Source organism: Mesorhizobium sp. P5_C1, from assembly GCF_054049815.1.
In genome coordinates this window covers 1-16,979 of record NZ_JBFULQ010000001.1, presented here as the reverse complement: position 1 = coordinate 16,979, position 16,979 = coordinate 1, and the positions used below count along the sequence as shown (strand labels likewise).

Sequence of the window (16,979 nt, the reverse complement as noted above, 5' to 3'; positions counted from 1 at the left end):
TGTAAATGCTCCCGAAACATGGGCATTATGCGGCTTCTTCCTGGCGTTCATGCGACCGGACGAACTCCTGAAGCATCTCGAAAATCGGGCCCTTCATGTCGTCGCGCGACAGCGCGAAGGCGATGTTGGCCTGGATGAACCCTTCCTTCGAACCGCAGTCGAACATGCGACCCTTGAAAGGCTGGCCGAAGAACGCCTGGTCCCGCGACAGCCGGACCATGGCGTCCGTCAACTGGATCTCGTTGCCGGCGCCGCGCTGCTGATTGCCCAGAAGCGCGAAAATCTCGGGCTGCAGGATGTAGCGGCCGTTGATGTAGAAGTTCGACGGCGCGTTGGCCGGCGCCGGCTTTTCGACCATCGCCGTCACCTCGAAGCCGCCGCCGATATCGGCGCCACGGCCGACGATGCCGTATTTGTTGGTCTCGGTCGGATCGCAGCGCTCGACAGCGATGACGTTGCCGCCGGTTTCAGCATAGAGATCGACGATCTCGGCCAGGCATCCGCGGCCACCGAACGACACCATGTCCGGCAACAGCAAGGCGAAGGGCTCGTTGCCGATGACTTCGCGCGCGCACCAGACGGCATGGCCGAGGCCTTGCGGCGACTGCTGGCGGATGAAGGAGGTGGCGCCGGCCACCGGCAGCATGCTTTCGAGCGCCTCCAGCTGGGTCTTCTTGCCGGTCTGCTCCAGGGTTCCGATCAATTCCGGATGCAGGTCGAAATAGTCCTCGATCACCGCCTTGTTGCGGCCGGTGACGAACACAATGTGCTCGATGCCCGCCTCGAAGGCCTCGTCCACCGCATATTGCACGACAGGCCTGTCGACGACGGGGAGCATTTCCTTCGGCATCGACTTGGTCGCCGGCAGGAACCTTGTTCCAAGTCCTGCCACCGGTATCACGGCCTTCCTGATTTTCTTCATCGCAAATTCCTTCTGAGGAGATCGACTTCAGTCCATTCACAAGCCACGAAAAATCCCTTCATGTGCCTGCATCTTCACCTCCCCACCCCAACGGCAAACTGCGCCGCTACTCTTCGCAACCGCACGGCGATCGGCATGCCCATATGCCTGACCGCCGCCGGGTCGCTGAGCGCAGTCCGGATCGCCTTGAGCGGGGACCGCGCCTTAATGTGCTGAACCATAGACAGGAACGATGCGGCCTTGCGCAGGCTGCGGCTGCGCCGGGCGAACGCGCGTTGCGCGGCCTCGTCCATCGAATGGGTTTGAGCGAACACGGCATCTGCCTTGCGCATCGCTTCGACGTGGTGAAGCTCGAGCACGCGGGAGATGGAGCCGCTGCGGATATGATAGGCATAGCCGATCGCCGGCTCGACCACGCATTTGCCGCCCTTGGCCAAGGCGTTGGCGAGCAGGATGTAATCTTCGCCGATGCTCAGTTTTTCATCATAGCGAAGCTCGTTTTCGTCCAGGAACGCGCGCTGGAAGATCGGCTTGAGGTAGCCGAGATTGAACTTCGATTCGAAAACGACGTTGCCGGCGATGTAGCTGGCCAGCGAGATTTCGCTCAAATCCTCCAGATAGCGTGTTGGAAACATCGCGTCCTCGACTACACCGTCCTCGCGAATGACCTGCAAATTGTCGACGGCGATCTCGGCGCCCGCCTTTTCCGCACGAGCGATCATGGCCGCGATGCGGTCGGGAAAAACGGCGTCGTCGGAATCGAGAACCGCGATCCATCTGCCGCTGGCGACGTCGAGGCCGGCATTCCTGGCGCCGCCGGGACCGCGATTACTGGCCAGGGCGACGACACGAACGATATCTTGCGGATAGGCCCGCGCGACGTCGAGCGTCGCGTCGCGCGACTTGTCGTCGACGACGATGATTTCGACGCTGACGTCTTTCTGCGCGATAGCGCTCGCGATCGCCCGGTCGAGGGTCGCTTCGGCGTTGTAGGCGGCGATGACAAAGCTGACGTCAGGCTGCACGCTTGCCCCCTTCCTGCGGCGAAGGCTGGCCGTAGAGGCGGATTTCGCGGATGCCGACAAGGCCGCTGACGACACCGACATGCATAATGCCGCGCAGCACGCTGCGGTTCCTTCGAACCGGGCTGATGACGACCGGAAGCGCAGAGGCGAAGCAATAGATGGCCTTTGCCGACGCCAGGCCGACCTGCTTGGCCAGGCCGATGCCGCGCGCGTTGCGTCCCAGAAGATGCCCGTGCGTCTGTCCGACGCGGAAGCGCCGGCGGCCGAGCCAGTCGAACGCCGCCCTCGAGCGCGGCACCACCTCGTCGACCCAGGCGTCGGGCGAAAAGGCGATGCGGCCGCCCGCTTTGTGCATCTGGTCGAAGAATTCGGTGTCCTCACCGCCGGTCTGGCCGCGTGCCAAGCTGAAGCGGCGGCCACACAGGCTGTCCGATCCCATGCGGAGCAGAACGTTGCAGGTGTAGCCGGTCCGGATCTCGCCGCGAACCCAGACGGGCAAGGTCGAATGGAAATCGCCGCGCCGCATCCAATCCGGCGCATCCGGACGATAGCGCGCCCGGACCGGGCCGAGCACGGTGGCTGCACCGCTCGCTTGCGCCACCGCGACCAGTTCGGCGAGCCAGCGCGGCGTGGCCGTCTCGTCATCATCTATGAAAGCGACGAAATCCGCCGTGCTGGCGTCGAGGCAAGCGTTGCGGGCGATCGAAATGTTGCGCGCCGGGCAATGCTGATAGCGGATCGGTACGGTCAATTCCCGCGACAGCGCCGTCACCAGGTCGCGGGCGGTCGGCGTGTCGTCATTGTCGGCGACGATGATGCTGATATCGAACCCGGCCGGCATCTCCATGGCGTCGAGCGAGCGCAGGGTGTCGGCCAGCTCCGGCCGCCGGAACGTGCAGACGCCGATGTCGATGCTGAGCTTCTTGGCCATCACGCCACCCCGCGCCGCGACCCGAGGCCGAGAAGCTGCAGCCAAAAGCCGATCGACCAGCCAAGGTGCATGACCATCGCCGAGACGCCGGCCAGCGCGATGTCGGCATTGCGCTGGCGGATGGCCGTCCACAGGCCGTAACCCTGGCACACCGAGGCCCACAGAAGCAGTGGCACCGCCGCCAGCCAGTGCACGAATGAGAGCGCCGCCAGCAGCACGACCGGAAACACCAGGAGCGGCACCATCTGCCGGACCTTCGGGATGACGCGGTGCTTCAGCACATTCTTGGCGCGGCCGCGACCATAGCCGAGATACTGGAAATAGAGGCCGCTGAGCGAGGTGCGCGGGTAGTAGATCATATGCGTCTTGCCGCTCATCCAGATCTTGTAGCCGGCCTGTCTCAGCCTGTAGTCGAGCTCGGCATCCTCGTTGTGGCTGAACGTCTCGTCATAGCCGCCGACAGAACCGAACGCCGATATCCTGATCAGCGCGTGATGGCCGTGATCGACCCACTCTCCGGCGGAGCGGTGCCGGTGCTTGGAGCCGCCGGTGCCGAGCTTGGAATTCTGCGCCGCCGCGGCAGCCTTCTGCACGGTGCTGCTGCCGCTGGTCAGCATCGAAACGACAACCGAATCCGCTCCGGTGGCCAATGCCTCCTCGACCAGCCGGTCGCAATAGTCGTCGGGATAGCCGCCATGCGCATCGATGCGGATGAGATAGTCGGCTCCTTCGCCGAAGGTACCGACGGCGAGGTTTATCGCCGCGCTCTGGATGCGCCGTTCGTTGTGAAGCAGGATAACGCGCGGATCCTTGCTTGCGACGTCCTTGACGATAGCCAGCGTGCCGTCGGTGCTGCCGCCGTCGGCGACGATGATCCTGGCGCCAAGCCTTGCCGCGGCGGGGCGCAGTTGATCGAGCAGCACACCGATATGGGCCGCTTCGTTCAGGCACGGAATAACGATCAGGCTGGATGAAGTTTTTTTAGTCTGCGTCATCAGCCTCTGTCCATGTTCAGCCATCCTATGCCAACGCCTCGGCTGCAAACGAACCCGATACGGCGGTCAGGCCGCGCAGCCGCTCGACAAGCGCCCGGCAATCGCTGCGGTCGTAGCTCCAGGTCCTCGGGTTGCGGGCAAGAACATGCGCCTTCAACCCGGCGAAACGATGCTCATCCATTTTGCCAAGCGTCGCTTCGAGCGCCTCGGGCGAAGCCTCCGGCAAGAGAATGCCGATATCCTGTTTGCTGAGGAACCGCCCGGTTTCGGTGTCGCCCATCGAGATCGGCACCGCGCCAAAGCGGCAGCCTTCGTAGAGGCGGTTGGGCAGGAGCCATTCGGAGTTCTGTCCCGCTTCGAAGAAATCGATCGCCCAGGAAAAATGGACGTCGCCATAGATCGATGCCATGTCCTCCGGGTTGCGATAGGGCCCGCCAAACGAGAGCCACGGCTCTGATTCGACGAAGGCGTGAAAATCCGGGAATTCGGACAGAGCCGGACGGCCGCGCAGCACGATCTCGAAGCGTCCCTCCATCCGGCGGGAGAAATCGGCCAGCAGTTCGAGCGAGCGGCGGCAGCGCAGCGCGCCGAACCAGCCGATCCGCCACGGCGGTCCGACGGGACTCGCAACCTCGTCAGGGCTGCCGTGCGTCTCAGGGCTGCCGGGCAGAATCGCGGCTGCCTCGAAATACTTGTTCTCGACCAGTTCGATCGGCGCCGCAACCTGTCCGAACGGCTTGAAGTAATTGGCGATGAAGGCAGGCGAACTGGTCACCAGCAGCTTCACGTCCCTGGCCAGGAAGCGTTCGACGGCGCGCAACGCCTTGCCCAGGACATCTTTGCGAAGCACAAGGCGATGAATGTCGAGGCACTCGTATACGATCGGAACCGATGCACCGAAGGCGGATCTGGCGCGACGGGCAAGCGCCAGCATTTCCAGATTGCGCGCGATGATGAGATTGGGCCTGGGCGTGTCGCCAAGCCTGGAGCCGATCGAGAACGCCGCCTTGGCGACCGCCGCGAGCCGCTGGCCGAATCGCCCGTCACGCGTCGCGCCAAGGTCGATCGGCCGCAATCCCTCGATATCCGCAATCGGATTTGTGGTGCGACGGAAGCCGGCCAAGGTGACCTCGGCCCCACCTGCCCTGAGCATTATGATCCTCCGGCGCACGGCCGGATCGGAGACGTCGTGCACAAGGTACAAGACATGCAGCATGAAAACTCGACCGCTGTTGGCCCACCCAAGGAGAGCCTAGTACAGCTCTTGCTGCATCGCAACATTTTTGGCGCGACGATCCACCTTTTCTGTTGCACTGCAAAATTATTGCCGTAGTTTGTCGTTGGCGGCGGTGGTGGATTTTTCGGGGTCGGAAATCCGCACAAAAGTCAGGAATCCTGAATTTGGAAGCCAATGCATTCGATCCGCCGGAAGGCTCCCTGCGCAAATCCGTCGGGCGCGGCGCGGTTGTCACGGCCATGGCGCAATCGGTGCGGGTCGCGACACAGATCATATCCGTCATCGTGCTGTCGCGGCTTTTGTCGCCGCAGGATTTCGGCGTCGTGGCGATGTGCGCGCCGGTGCTGGCCTTCATCGCGCTGTTCCAGGATTTCGGCCTGACCCAGGCGACAATCCAGAAGAGCGGCATCCGGCATGAGGAAGTGAACTACCTCTTCTGGATCAATGTGGCCGTCAGCGCGATTCTGGCCTGCGTGCTCGCAGGTGCCGCCCCTCTGGTCGCCGCTTTCTACGGCGAGCCGCGCGTGGCCGGCCTGGTGGCGGCGTTCGGGCTGCAGATCATGGCCTATGGGCTGGGCGCCCAGCACCTGGCGCTTTTGACGCGCCGCATGCAGTTCGGCCGGCTGGCCGTCATCGACGTCGCCAGCGCCGTCGTGGGGCTCGCCGTATCGATCGCCTGGACGTTCATCGACCGCTCCTATTGGGCACTGTTTGCCGGTACGCTGACCGGTGCCGTGCTGCCGACGCTCTGCTACTGGGCAAGCTCGCGCTGGCGTCCCGGCCTGCCGCGCAAGGTCGCCGGAATCAGCGAATTGATCCATTTCGGCGCCGGCATCACCGGCTTCAACTTCGCCAATTTCTTTGCCCGCAACCTCGACAATGTGCTGATCGGCAAATACTGGGGCGAAGCCCAGCTTGGCCTTTATGACCGCGCCTACAAGCTGCTTTTGTTTCCGCTGAGCCAGATCACCAATCCGTTGTCGAAGGTGATGGTTCCGGCGCTGTCCAGGCTGAAGGACGAGCCGGACCGCTACCGCAGTGCCTATCTGCGCGTCATGCCGCTGATCCTGCTGGTGGCGCTTCCCGGCGTCGCCTTCGCCACCGCGATGTCGGACGTGCTGATCCCCTTCGTGCTCGGCGAGCAATGGCGCGCGAGCGCCGACATTTTCCTGGCGCTCGGCTTTGCCGGGCTGCTGCAGCCGCTTAACAATCCAGCGGGATGGCTTTTCGTCAGCCAGGGCCGCTCCGGCGATTTCATGCGCTGGGGCATCATAACCGCTGTGACGTCGGTTCTGGCCTTCGCGCTAGGCCTGCCCTATGGCGCGCTGGGCGTGGCGATTGCCTATGCGATCAGCGAGTATCTGAGGACCCCATTCCTGTGGCTCTATGTCGGCAAGAGCGGTCCGTTGCAGGCGCACCACGTGCTGCGCGCGGCAACGCCGTTCGTGCTTGGCGCCCATCTGGCGCTGGCCGCCATCTGGTTCATCAAGCCGCTGCTGCCGCAGCAGCATGTCATTGGCTTGGCCAGCGGCGCCGTTCTCGCCTATCTGATCACCATCGTCGTCGCGTTGGCATTCGCATCCGGCCGCGAAGCCCTGCGCGAGGCCTTGAAGATGCTGCCGGCAAGGTTGCCCGCAGCAGCACCACGCGAGGCGCAATAGTTTGCGCGACCTCGACAGGTACGGACATTCACTCCAGGACCAGGTCTGACCCTATGCACTACCGATCGATTTCCGACATGAACGACGCCATTGTCAGGGGCCTGCACCGGCTGCCGCGCGACATCGACCTGGTCGTCGGCGTTCCCAGAAGCGGTGTGCTCGCGGCAACGCTGGTGAGCCTGGCGGCGAACATTCCGATGACCGATCTGGACAGCTTCCTGGCCGGGCGGATCTACACGTCGGGCATCACAAAGCGCCGGGCGGCACTCGACCGCAAGGTCTCCGAAATGCGCAAGGTGCTGGTGATCGACGACAGCGTCGCCGGCGGCAACGCCATGCGCGATGCACGCTCGCGCATCGAGACTGCCGGCATCGAGGCCGATTTCACCTTTGCCGCGGTGTTCGGCCTGCAGCCGCAGCATCAGGAGACCGATGTCGTCTTCGAGGTCGTGCCGCATCCGCGCATGTTCCAGTGGAATTTCATGCATCACAAATTCCTGGCGCAGTGCTGCGTCGACATTGACGGCGTGCTGTGCCTCGATCCGACCGAAGCCGAAAACGACGATGGGCCGGCCTATGAGAAATTCCTCAGCGAGGCGCGGCCTCTCCATGTTGCGACACACAAGATCGGCTGGCTGGTCACCAGCCGGCTGGAGAAATATCGCGCGCTGACCGAGGCATGGCTCGCCAAACACGAGATCAAATACGACCGGCTGATCATGCTCGATCTGCCGAGCAAGGCGGAACGGCAGCGGCTTGGCGCGCATGGCAGTTTCAAGGCCGATTTCTACCGCAAATCCGATGCCATCCTGTTCATCGAAAGCGAGCACGAGCAGGCGCTGAGGATCACCGAACTGTCCGGCAAGCCGGTGCTGTGCGTTGAAACGCATATGGTGAGTTTTCCCGACGCGCTGTCGCTGCCGGCACTTGGCCAGGCGGCCCGCAACCTGCCGGCAAGGCTGCGGCAGATCAACTCGCAAGAGGGCCGCAAAAGCGCGGCCAAGACCTTGGCCCGCGCCCTGCTCGGTGCGCGCGGTTACGAGACGCTGAAGAGCCGGGTCAAACGCCCCGCCTGATCCGCACGACGCTACGAGGCTTGCCGCGAGTTGGTTGCTACGCGGCTGACGCCGCGAGCCTGGGTTAGGCGGCTTGCCGCGCGCGCTGCTGTATCGCTCTGTCCACGATCGAGAAGAAGGTGATGAACTGGCGATCGGGTTCCAGTTCGGGCCGCCCGGCGAAGCTGCGCGCGAGGCCCGAGACCCGGTCATATTCCTGGCTGTCGTTCCACAGCCGCCTGACGGCCGCGACCCAGTCGGCGAGCGGTGCATCGTAGTCGAGCACCACGCCACCTGAGCCGATCGCCTCGGGCAGGCCGCCACGCCGCGAGCCGACAACCGGGATTCCGCTGCAATGGGCTTCCGACGCGACGCGGCCCCATGCCTCTTCCCATTTGCTGGGAGCAAGCAGGATCTTGGTGCGGCCGTAGACCGTCTTCATGTCGCTGGTGCGGCTCTCCAACACGACATTGCCCAAAGGCGCGATCGTCTGTTCGATCCGCGCCCGATGATCGTCTTCCAGCTTCCAGCTTTCGACGAACAGGAACGGTATCTCGGGGCAGGCGCCGGCGATGCGCACCGCAAGCTCGAAACCCTTTTCCTCATAGGGATTGATCAGCGTGACAAACTGGCCCGTCGTCGGCGTGCTGTAATGCGCCGGATTGATGGTCGGCGGGATCACCGTCGCGTTGATGTCGAACTCGTTCTTGTAGGTGCGCGCGGTGAACTCGGAATTCGCGATGTATAGCGCGGAACGCAGTTCGCGCAGGTCGCCGCCCAGTTCATGGAATTCAACATTGCGGAGATAGACAACCAAAGGCACGCCCTCGGCCTGCAGCGCCTTGCCGATCGGAACCGATTTGTGACACTGGACCACGGCCACATCCGGCTTCAGCCTGTCGACGGCAAAGGCCGCCGCTTCCCAGGGAAACCAGGCCCGCACCACCGGATAGCCGGGATAGCTGTCGATGACCGCCGGTTGCCGCAACAGCTTCATCTTGGCGCGCGCCTTCAAGCCGAAGACACCATCGCCGAACAGGGCGGCGAGCACAGCGGCTTCATGGCCATGTTCGATCAACTGTTCGGCCAGATGGTGCGTGCTCGACTGAACGCCGCCGCTGAACTCGGGTGGATAGCCGCTGCCACCTGCAAAAAGGACTTTCATGGATCGGGCTCCTTGTCGCATATCGTATTTCGTTCCGAGGCAACCGGGGGCGCCTCGCTTTCGACGTCAGGCGAGTTTCGGCGGCTCCAGATTCGCGAACGGATTGGTACAGGATTGCCAGCCGGTAAACCGGATCGGGTCATTGGGCGAACTGCGCCATGCGTAGTCCGTCAGCATATGGAATTCGGCGATGACCCAGCGATCGAATTGGATCAGATCTTCCCGCTTCTCCTGGGGCAGCAGGCGGCGGACGGCGCCCAATTTGAGCTCCTCGACCAGCGTGACGGCGTCGCTAAGCTTGTCGCTGGGAAATATCCACGGGTTCCGGTTGCGGAACTCCAGCACGAACTGCTGCAGATGTTCGATACGGATGTTGAGCCTGCCGAGGTATTTTTCGAGGGTAACGCGCACCAGGTCCTCATCGGAAAACGAGCTGACGGCGGCAAAGGCAACGCCCGTCGACACCACCCCACCGGCCACGATGGCCAAGGCCGAGCGTCTGGAAACTTCGATCATCCGATGCCCTCCTCTCACGCCATGCGGCTCGCCGCCCTCAGGGAGAGGGCCGCGGCGGTCAGGCTCGGGTTGGCGCAGGAACAGCTCGGATAGGTGCTGGTGCCGACGACAACCAGGTTTCTCAGCTGGTGATGGATCATGTCGCTGTCGATGACCGAATCGGCCGGGCCGGTTCCCATCCTCAGCGTGCCCTGGACGTGCGATTCGGTTGGCCGGATGCCGCGATCGAATAGCTTTTCGACCGGCAGCGGAGCCAGAAGGTCAGGCAATTTCTCCAGCGCGCGGGCCATGCCCTTGACCGCGTAGTCCGACGGCGCCTTGAAGTTGACGAAGGCGTTGTCGTCTTCGTCGAGGGTGACGAAATTTTCGTGGTCGAGCAGGTTTTCGGTGACCACGACGAGCGGCAGCGCCTGGCGCAGCCGCCCCTTTTCGGCACGCATTCCGTGCTGCCAGCGGTTCTCGAAATAGACAAGTGCCGCCGCATGCTCCGATCTGTGCGGACCGTCATAGAGGCCGAAGTTCAGACCGGTGGTGATGGTGCTGCCGTCGAAATTGTCGACACCGTCGAGATAGACCTCGAAATTCCAGCCGTAGGATTCGTGCAGGCCGCGGCCGACGAATTCGCCGCCCAGGCCGGAGCGCAACATGATCGCCGCGCTCTGGATGGCATTGGCGCCGAGAATGAAAAGGTCGCCGCTGACCTGGTATTCCTTGCCGTCATGCATGAACGTGACCGAGCGGACCGTGCCGCCGACATGATCGAGCCGCCGTACCTCCGCACCGAGGCAAACCGAAATGTCGGGATGCTCGAAGACATGCATCAAGCCGTTGTTGACGGTGAATTTGGCGTCGACCGGACACAGCCAGCAGCGCAGGTTGGCACAGCACGAGGTGCGCTGCGCGGTCGGCACCCGCGCCCGCGCCGTCGGCATGACGAAATGCTGGCCGGGCTGCGCCGCCTTCATCATCCGGTCCGGCGTCGACATGCGATGCGGCGGTTGCGGGAACGGCTTCGAGCGCGGCAGCATCGCCGCCATGTCGGGATCGCCGGAGATCGACATGATGTCTTCGGCGTCGCAGTAGAACGGTTCGACGTGGTCATAGCTGATCGGCCAGTCATTGCCGATGCCGTAGGTGCTTTTCAGCCTGAAGTCATTGGGATGGAACCTTGGCGTCTGCGCGAACCAGCAGTTCGTTCCACCCCCCAGTCCGATGGTGTAATTCCACGGCTTGTCGGAATTGGTCTTGTAGGTCGTCTCGTCGTCGATGTCGGTGTTGGCATTCTGCTGGAGCTGCCATTCATGGGTGTTGTGCCGGCCCCATTCGAGCACCAGGACGCGTGCCTTTCGGCGCTTGGCGAACTCATGCAGGAAGAAGGCCGAGCCGAAGCCGGAACCGATCGCGACGAGATCGAAATGATCGCTGGTGATTTGCTCGGGCTTTACGTCCAGCACCATCAGCCACAACTCCTTGCCGCGCCGGGCGCACCCGCCGAATACCGCTTCCGGCTGTTCGCTCCCGGCCTCATGCCGCCATTCTGCCGATCGAGTGGTATTCGATGCCGTGGCGGGCGATGACCTTGGGGTCATACAGGTTGCGACCATCGAAAATGATCGGCGTGGTCAGCGCATCCTTCATCGCGTCGAAGGACGGCGCGCGGAAACTCTTCCATTCGGTGGCGATCAGAAGCGCATCGGCGCCGCGCAGCGCGGCTTCCTTGGTGCCGCACAACAACAGGTCGTCGCGCAGCCCGTAGATGTGCTGGCATTCCTGCATCGCCTCGGGGTCATAGGCCTGCACTTTGGCGCCGGCGTTCCACAGCGCCTCCATCAGCGTGCGGGCGGGCGCCTCGCGCATGTCGTCGGTGTTGGGCTTGAAGGCCAGCCCCCACAGCGCAAAGGTCTTGCCCTTGAGATTGCCCTTGAAATAACGATTCACCTTGTCGAACAGGACGGATTTCTGCTCGTTGTTGCGTTCCTCGACAGCGCGCAGCAGCTTGGCGTCGAACTTGACGCCTTCGGCGGTCTTGATCAGCGCGCGCACATCCTTGGGGAAGCACGAGCCGCCATAACCAAGCCCCGGATAGATGAAGTGATAGCCGATGCGCGGGTCGCTGCCGATGCCCTTGCGGACCTCCTCGATGTCGGCGCCGAGCTGCTCGGCCAGGTTGGCCATCTCGTTCATGAAGCTGATCTTGGTCGCCAGCATGCAATTGGCGGCGTATTTGGTGAATTCGGCGCTGCGCACGTCCATCACGATCATCTTCTCGTGGTTGCGGTTGAAGGGAGCGTAGAGCTCGCGCATCACCGCTTCGGTGCCCTCGCTGTCGGTGCCGACGATGATGCGGTCGGGCTTCATGCAATCGGCAACCGCGGAACCTTCCTTGAGGAATTCCGGATTCGAAGCGACGTCGAAGGACAGGTCCTCGCGCCCTCTTTTCTTCAGCGTCTCGGCGACCCTGGCCTTCACCTTTTCGCAGGTGCCGACCGGCACGGTCGACTTGCCAACGATGATCTTGGGGGTGTCCATCTCACGGCCGATGGTCTCGGCGACCGCCAGCACATATTTGAGATCGGCCGAACCGTMCTCGCCTGGCGGCGTGCCGACCGCGATCATCTGGATTTCGCCGTGCCTGACCGCGGCCGCTGCGTCGGTGGTGAACTTGATGCGGCCAGCGGCATGGTTCTCCTTGACGAGGCTTTCGAGCCCCGGCTCGAAAATCGGAACGAACCCCTGGTTGAGCCGCTCGACCTTGTTGGCGTCGATGTCGACGCACACCACCTGGTGCCCGACTTCGGCAAGCACCGCTGCCTGCACGAGACCGACATAGCCAATTCCAAAGACCGTCAAATTCATTCGATTTCATTCCCATGCAAGGCAGCGGACCGCTCTCGGCCCGGCCAGTTCAAATCGACTTTCCCAACTACTTTATGCTGCATGCCAGCGATTCTGGAAACTGACAGGGCTCGCCCAAGGCCGTGAACGCCACGCGATCGATCTGCAGCRTGAGCTTGCGGCCTGGATCGGCGAACGCTCCCATCCAACCGGTCATCTTGTCGCTGCCCCAAAGGCTGAAGAATATCTTCTGGGCATGCGTCGGCAATTTCGCCGGATCGGTGATCGTGTTGACCAGCTGGCCGTTGACATACCAGCGCAAGCTATCTTTCTGCCAGACGAAGGCATAGTCGTTGAAGGCCTTGTCGGTGCCGCCCGCCACGTCGACCAGCTTCTCATTGTTGCCCTTGCCGGCGATGTAGGCGTTGACCTGCACCTTGGAGGTGTCCTTGGTCAGGACCTCGAAGTCGATCTCATCCCAGGGCTGCTTGTCGGACGGACCGATATAGGAGAAGAAAGCCGCATTGAGACCGGAGCCGGTGTCGGTCTTTATCCGCGCCTCATAGGTGCCGTAGCCGAAGCGCTGCTTGGTCTGGATCTCGCCGCAAGCGTAGTCGCGGTCCTTCAGCTTCTGCTTTTCGAAGCCGAGCGACAGCACGCCGTCGGACAGCGCGACCAGGCCTTTCGACCAGGTGCAGTTTTGATGACTGCCGTTCGACCAACCGTCGGAAACATACCAGCGTGCACGATCGAAGCTGGTGAAATCATCGACGAATGAAGGCGACGACTGAATGTCCTGGGCGTGGGCAGGAGCCGTCACCAAACTCCCAAGAGCGACGAGCAGCAACGCGCTGATCGCACTCAGCCGCTTGAGGCCGGCTTGCCTGGCCTGGCTTGTGAACGGCGTTCCGCCGGTTGCGATGGTGGACGTAGTCTTCGGATTCGAATTCATACCAAACTCACCTTTGTGCTGTGCATCCCCAACCCAAAGTCGACGTTCGAACCACTTCCTGAACGGGCCAACCTTGACCTCCTGCTTGACCCTCCCCTGACCTTGTCCTGCCTCGCATCAAATCTGTTGCAGCAATTGCGAACCTTCACTTTCAACCTCTGCCAGCGCCCGCCGGCCTGGTGTACTCGGCGGCTGCGGTGGCCGAATCGGACGCCGCATTCTCGTCGAAGACCGCATCCAGCGAATGACGGAGTTCTTTCATCATGCCGTTCTGGCGCGACAGCTCCGCGATGCGGCGTTCGCAATTCAGGATCGACTTCGTCAGTGCGCTGACTTCGGACGACCGGCGGTCTGAGGTGGAGCCGTTCTCCATCGCTTCGACCAGGAAAGCGGCGTTGGTCGCCTTCGTCCGATAGCGATTCTCCAACCCGGCTCTCTCAGCCTCGATCTCGACCGCGATCTGCTCAAACAGCTTTGCCAGGCGATCAAGGCGTGAACCATCGGTCTGCCGGTCACGGGCCGGATCCCTGGATCTGAAACCGAATATCGAAGCCATGAACTCAGATTCCTGTCATCGCCGGCCTACRGGCCGGGCTTCTGGCCGATCCCCGCAGCCGGGGCTCAAAAAACTCATTCTGCTCTGTCCTGCTCCTGCGAGGGAGAGACATCAGACCAATCCGATCGGGGGCCAGTTCGGCTGGTCGTCCAATTTGCTGCACCGCAACATAGACTGCCATCGTCTGGGCCGCGAGGCAACCACCCAGTTCGTAAACTCATAAATCCGACCGAAATGGTTTGCGCGATGAGCTTGTCGCCGGCGGGTCAACCCGGACGAAACGGACAGTTTCACCGCTCCTTGCCGGTGCTGGTGCCGGCCATCAAAAAACGCAATGGCGGCACGTGCTTGTGCCTGGACACGAGGCCGACGCGGCGAAACAGCGCCTCGAGCTTGTCGGACGCCACGCCCTGGACGATGGGGACGAGGTTGGATTGGCTGGCAAATGCGTAGGCCGCTGCCGATGCCAGCCCGTGCTCGGCCTTGACGTCGAGGAAATTGCGCAGCCGGTACTTGTCGCGCACGTGCCGCTCGTGCCGCCTCAGCACCGCTTTCGAGCCTTCCGGCAGACTGTCGATCGCCAGCAGCGCCAGATCGGCATCGGCCAGACGCTTCAGGTCCTGCGTCTTGTGGCGGCCGCTGAGCGAATCGGCGCGGACGATGGCGCCGTAGCCACACGAGCGGATGACCTTGAAGCGCGCCCCGCAGGCGACCGCGCGGGCATAGAGTTCATAGTCCTCGCCGAGCCGCAGGCTCTCGTCATAACGCAACCCATGGCGATCGAGGAAGGCGCGGCTGATCACCGGCTTGAGGAAGCCCAGTTCGCCCCTTTGCACGCGGCGCCTGGAAATATTTCCTTCGACGAAGCGTTCGAGATCGAGGAATTCCGGGTCCGCTGCAAATTGCGGGGCGACGATTTTCGTCGCGTCGCCGGTCGCATCATCCCTGATGAGCATGATGTTGTCCGCCGCGAAATCCCAGTCGGCGACGGCAAACAGGTTGCGAAACCGGCCTTCGAGGAAAAAATCGTCGGCGTCGAGAATGCTGATGAACGGCGATCTCGAACTGGCGATCGCGGCGTTGCGAGCGTAGGAGGGGCCGCGATTGACATCGAGGCGCATCACCGCAAGCCGGCCGCTGCCGTCGTCGGCGGATCGCGCGACTGCCGCGGTGTCGTCCGTGGAGGCGTCGTCGACGACGACGACCTCCGCCACTTCCGGTTCGCGCAACGCGGACGCGATGGCGACGGCGATTGTCGCCGCCGCGTTCTTGGCCGCGATGATCACGCAGACCTGGGATTTCGTCATCGACATGGATTAGCCTCTCGTACAGGTGATATCGATTTGTGTTCGCCCCGTACCCGTTCGATGCCCGATTGCCACCAGCGCCAAATCTGTGTTCATTCAACGACCGCCCGGCCGTTCAAAGATGCGGCGGCTGATGTCGGCGGACGCCGCCCAACCAGCTTCCGCCAGATAGCGGACCGGCGCGCGACCGCACAGTTCCCACAGCACCGTTCGCCGCTGCGGCCACCGAAGCGACGACAGCCACGGCGCCATGACCATGTTGAGCAGGTCCTCGTTGCCGATGCGTGACAGGATGCGCGTCGCACGCTCCGACAGCAGCGTGCCGGCACCGCCGAGCAGTACATCGGCTGCGCGTATACCAAGCAGCAGCGTATCGTCCAGCCCCTGCGCTACCGCGGCATCGAGCACAAGCCGTTGGTCAGCCTCGTCGAGGCGGCCGGCGCTGGCGCGCACGTCACAGACATAGCCCGCGCAGGGTTCCCGGTTGAACAGTGCCTTGGCGACGCTGATGCAGGACAAAAGCAGCGTGTCGGCGGGCGAGGTGAACGGCACCGTCGAGCCGGCGATTTCGACCTGTCGCTTTCGCCGCAGAAACCCGTCCGCGTCGCGCGGGCTGGGCGAGCCGGGCTGCTGGAGGCGGTAGTGGAGATCGACGGTGGAAGGCCTCGGTCCGTCGCCGCGCGTCATATGCTGTTCGCCGAGGAAGCGAACCCACCAGACGGAGCGCGACTTGCCGGCGACCTCATAGCCGATCGAGCGCAGCGCATCCCGCGCCTTGAAATAGCCGACCGGCGAGACCAGAATGTCGACATCGCCCGAGGGCTTCATGAAGTGGTCGTCGTAGAGAAGCTGCTGCTGGAACGGACCCTTCAGAAAGACGAAATCGATCCGGCTTTCGCGCAGCACGTCATGGATCGCCATGGAATCCATGATGCAGGACGCGTTCATCGAGACCGTCCTCCTGCGGTAGCTGTCCAGCCAATGGAAAAGCTCGGGCTGTCTGTCACTGACAGGCGCGCGTGACAAGGCCTTGAGGACAAAGGTCGCGACCTTGTTCAGCCTAGCGATGTCGGCAACATTGGCACCGCCAGGGCCAGGCATCGATACGTCGCCAGTAGTGGCTCCTGCCCCGGCGAAATACAACCGCAGGCAGGCCCGCACATAGGCAACCTCGTCGGCACAATCGGCGGCGCGCAGTCGTTCATAGGAACCATCCGGCAAGGCCATCTAGCGCACAGTCTCCCCAAAAAGCGATTTGCGCGGCGCGTATGCTGCAACTGCGAAGCAAGCATCACCAAAAACCTTGATGGCGTAAAGCCTTTCCTTTTGCATCGCAGAATTTTGCAACCTTGGCGTTTACCGGCACTGCTGAAAAGCCGGTCAAAACCGCTGTTGAAATACCGCCCCTAACAAGGCGTTTTCAGCTTGCCTCACCATGGATTTGCCGGCTCAGTTCACCCTATTAGGGATGCCTAAAATAAAGGCACTTGGCAAATGTTTTATTCAAGCAAAATCAAATGCTTAAAGAATCGGCATTGACATGGTCGCCAAACATAGGGAATCGGTCTAGAAGATGTCATATTTTGGGCATGACCCACACATAAGGTGGTCGCGCAACCCGTAATTGATTAATGCCTGGTAAATCAGGCTTGACTCATAAATGCTGCCATGCAGCTATTGCGCTGCAGCATGCAAGTGCTGACGGCACTCGACAAGCCGTTTCCAGTCCATATTGGAGAGTAAAATGGAACAGAATGTTGAAAAGCAAGAATACGAGACGCCAAGCCTGACGGTGCATGGTTCGATCGAAACCATCACCCAG

Annotated in this window: 15 protein-coding genes; 2 read left to right on the top strand and 13 right to left on the bottom strand. The window is 62.4% G+C overall.

Annotation, left to right across the window (positions count from 1 at the left end):
* Window positions 1-25 precede the first annotated feature (25 nt).
* The 5 genes from ACXJ7R_RS00075 to ACXJ7R_RS00055 all read right to left on the bottom strand — a co-directional run bounded on the left by ACXJ7R_RS00075 (window position 26) and on the right by ACXJ7R_RS00055 (window position 5,089).
* On the bottom strand, window positions 26-922 hold the full coding sequence (locus ACXJ7R_RS00075) for a UTP--glucose-1-phosphate uridylyltransferase (RefSeq protein WP_457150022.1): 897 nt from the start codon (window positions 920-922) through the stop codon (window positions 26-28).
* A 74-nt stretch (window positions 923-996) separates the two neighbouring features.
* Complete coding sequence (locus ACXJ7R_RS00070) at window positions 997-1,947, bottom strand: glycosyltransferase family 2 protein (RefSeq protein WP_457150021.1); 951 nt, start codon at window positions 1,945-1,947, stop codon at window positions 997-999.
* On the bottom strand, window positions 1,937-2,878 hold the full coding sequence (locus tag ACXJ7R_RS00065) for a glycosyltransferase (RefSeq protein ID WP_457150020.1): 942 nt from the start codon (window positions 2,876-2,878) through the stop codon (window positions 1,937-1,939). Before ACXJ7R_RS00065 ends, ACXJ7R_RS00070 begins: the two co-directional genes overlap by 11 nt.
* Entirely contained in the window at window positions 2,878-3,873 is a 996-nt protein-coding gene (locus tag ACXJ7R_RS00060; RefSeq protein WP_457150019.1) for a glycosyltransferase family 2 protein, read from the bottom strand. Before ACXJ7R_RS00060 ends, ACXJ7R_RS00065 begins: the two co-directional genes overlap by 1 nt.
* 25 nt (window positions 3,874-3,898) lie before the next feature.
* Window positions 3,899-5,089, bottom strand: a complete 1,191-nt coding sequence (locus ACXJ7R_RS00055; RefSeq protein ID WP_457150018.1) for a glycosyltransferase — start codon at window positions 5,087-5,089, stop codon at window positions 3,899-3,901.
* Between the two features lie 185 nt (window positions 5,090-5,274).
* On the opposite strand from ACXJ7R_RS00055, the gene ACXJ7R_RS00050 reads away from it, so the two are divergent.
* Window positions 5,275-6,771, top strand: a complete 1,497-nt coding sequence (locus ACXJ7R_RS00050) for a lipopolysaccharide biosynthesis protein (protein ID WP_457150017.1) — start codon at window positions 5,275-5,277, stop codon at window positions 6,769-6,771.
* A 53-nt stretch (window positions 6,772-6,824) separates the two neighbouring features.
* Window positions 6,825-7,847 carry a phosphoribosyltransferase gene (locus tag ACXJ7R_RS00045; protein WP_457150016.1) on the top strand — a complete coding sequence of 341 codons (1,023 nt, stop codon included), beginning with the start codon at window positions 6,825-6,827 and terminating at the stop codon, window positions 7,845-7,847.
* 64 nt (window positions 7,848-7,911) lie between these two features.
* On the opposite strand, the gene ACXJ7R_RS00040 is transcribed toward ACXJ7R_RS00045, so the two are convergent.
* From ACXJ7R_RS00040 to ACXJ7R_RS00005, 8 genes are all read right to left on the bottom strand, one after another.
* Window positions 7,912-8,991: a glycosyltransferase gene (locus ACXJ7R_RS00040; protein WP_457150015.1), complete on the bottom strand. Its 1,080-nt coding sequence runs from the start codon at window positions 8,989-8,991 to the stop codon at window positions 7,912-7,914.
* 66 nt (window positions 8,992-9,057) lie between these two features.
* Window positions 9,058-9,507, bottom strand: coding sequence for a hypothetical protein (locus tag ACXJ7R_RS00035; protein WP_095082836.1), 450 nt, complete (start codon window positions 9,505-9,507; stop codon window positions 9,058-9,060).
* 14 nt (window positions 9,508-9,521) lie between these two features.
* On the bottom strand, window positions 9,522-10,964 hold the full coding sequence (locus ACXJ7R_RS00030) for a GMC oxidoreductase (RefSeq protein ID WP_457150014.1): 1,443 nt from the start codon (window positions 10,962-10,964) through the stop codon (window positions 9,522-9,524).
* Window positions 10,965-11,031: 67 nt separating this feature from the next.
* Window positions 11,032-12,363 carry a UDP-glucose dehydrogenase family protein gene (locus ACXJ7R_RS00025; protein WP_457150013.1) on the bottom strand — a complete coding sequence of 444 codons (1,332 nt, stop codon included), beginning with the start codon at window positions 12,361-12,363 and terminating at the stop codon, window positions 11,032-11,034.
* A 67-nt stretch (window positions 12,364-12,430) separates the two neighbouring features.
* Window positions 12,431-13,294, bottom strand: a complete 864-nt coding sequence (gene exoK / locus ACXJ7R_RS00020) for an endo-1,3-1,4-beta-glycanase ExoK (protein WP_457150012.1) — start codon at window positions 13,292-13,294, stop codon at window positions 12,431-12,433.
* 151 nt (window positions 13,295-13,445) lie between these two features.
* Window positions 13,446-13,850 carry a hypothetical protein gene (locus ACXJ7R_RS00015; protein WP_457150011.1) on the bottom strand — a complete coding sequence of 135 codons (405 nt, stop codon included), beginning with the start codon at window positions 13,848-13,850 and terminating at the stop codon, window positions 13,446-13,448.
* 290 nt (window positions 13,851-14,140) lie between these two features.
* Window positions 14,141-15,163: a glycosyltransferase family 2 protein gene (locus ACXJ7R_RS00010; protein WP_457150010.1), complete on the bottom strand. Its 1,023-nt coding sequence runs from the start codon at window positions 15,161-15,163 to the stop codon at window positions 14,141-14,143.
* Window positions 15,164-15,253: 90 nt separating this feature from the next.
* Complete coding sequence (locus ACXJ7R_RS00005) at window positions 15,254-16,384, bottom strand: nucleotidyltransferase family protein (RefSeq protein WP_457150009.1); 1,131 nt, start codon at window positions 16,382-16,384, stop codon at window positions 15,254-15,256.
* Window positions 16,385-16,979: the final 595 nt, after the last annotated feature.

Bases quoted from the DNA above. Each gene is read 5' to 3' on its own strand.
- ACXJ7R_RS00075 (WP_457150022.1), bottom strand. From the start codon at position 922: ATGAAGAAAATCAGGAAGGCCGTGATACCGGTGGCAGGACTTGGAACA.
- ACXJ7R_RS00065 (WP_457150020.1), bottom strand. From the start codon at position 2,878: ATGGCCAAGAAGCTCAGCATCGACATCGGCGTCTGCACGTTCCGGCGG.
- ACXJ7R_RS00060 (WP_457150019.1), bottom strand. From the start codon at position 3,873: ATGACGCAGACTAAAAAAACTTCATCCAGCCTGATCGTTATTCCGTGC.
- ACXJ7R_RS00055 (WP_457150018.1), bottom strand. From the start codon at position 5,089: ATGCTGCATGTCTTGTACCTTGTGCACGACGTCTCCGATCCGGCCGTG.
- ACXJ7R_RS00045 (WP_457150016.1), top strand. From the start codon at position 6,825: ATGCACTACCGATCGATTTCCGACATGAACGACGCCATTGTCAGGGGC.
- ACXJ7R_RS00040 (WP_457150015.1), bottom strand. From the start codon at position 8,991: ATGAAAGTCCTTTTTGCAGGTGGCAGCGGCTATCCACCCGAGTTCAGC.
- ACXJ7R_RS00035 (WP_095082836.1), bottom strand. From the start codon at position 9,507: ATGATCGAAGTTTCCAGACGCTCGGCCTTGGCCATCGTGGCCGGTGGG.
- ACXJ7R_RS00030 (WP_457150014.1), bottom strand. From the start codon at position 10,964: ATGGTGCTGGACGTAAAGCCCGAGCAAATCACCAGCGATCATTTCGAT.
- ACXJ7R_RS00015 (WP_457150011.1), bottom strand. From the start codon at position 13,850: ATGGCTTCGATATTCGGTTTCAGATCCAGGGATCCGGCCCGTGACCGG.
- ACXJ7R_RS00010 (WP_457150010.1), bottom strand. From the start codon at position 15,163: ATGTCGATGACGAAATCCCAGGTCTGCGTGATCATCGCGGCCAAGAAC.
- ACXJ7R_RS00005 (WP_457150009.1), bottom strand. From the start codon at position 16,384: ATGGCCTTGCCGGATGGTTCCTATGAACGACTGCGCGCCGCCGATTGT.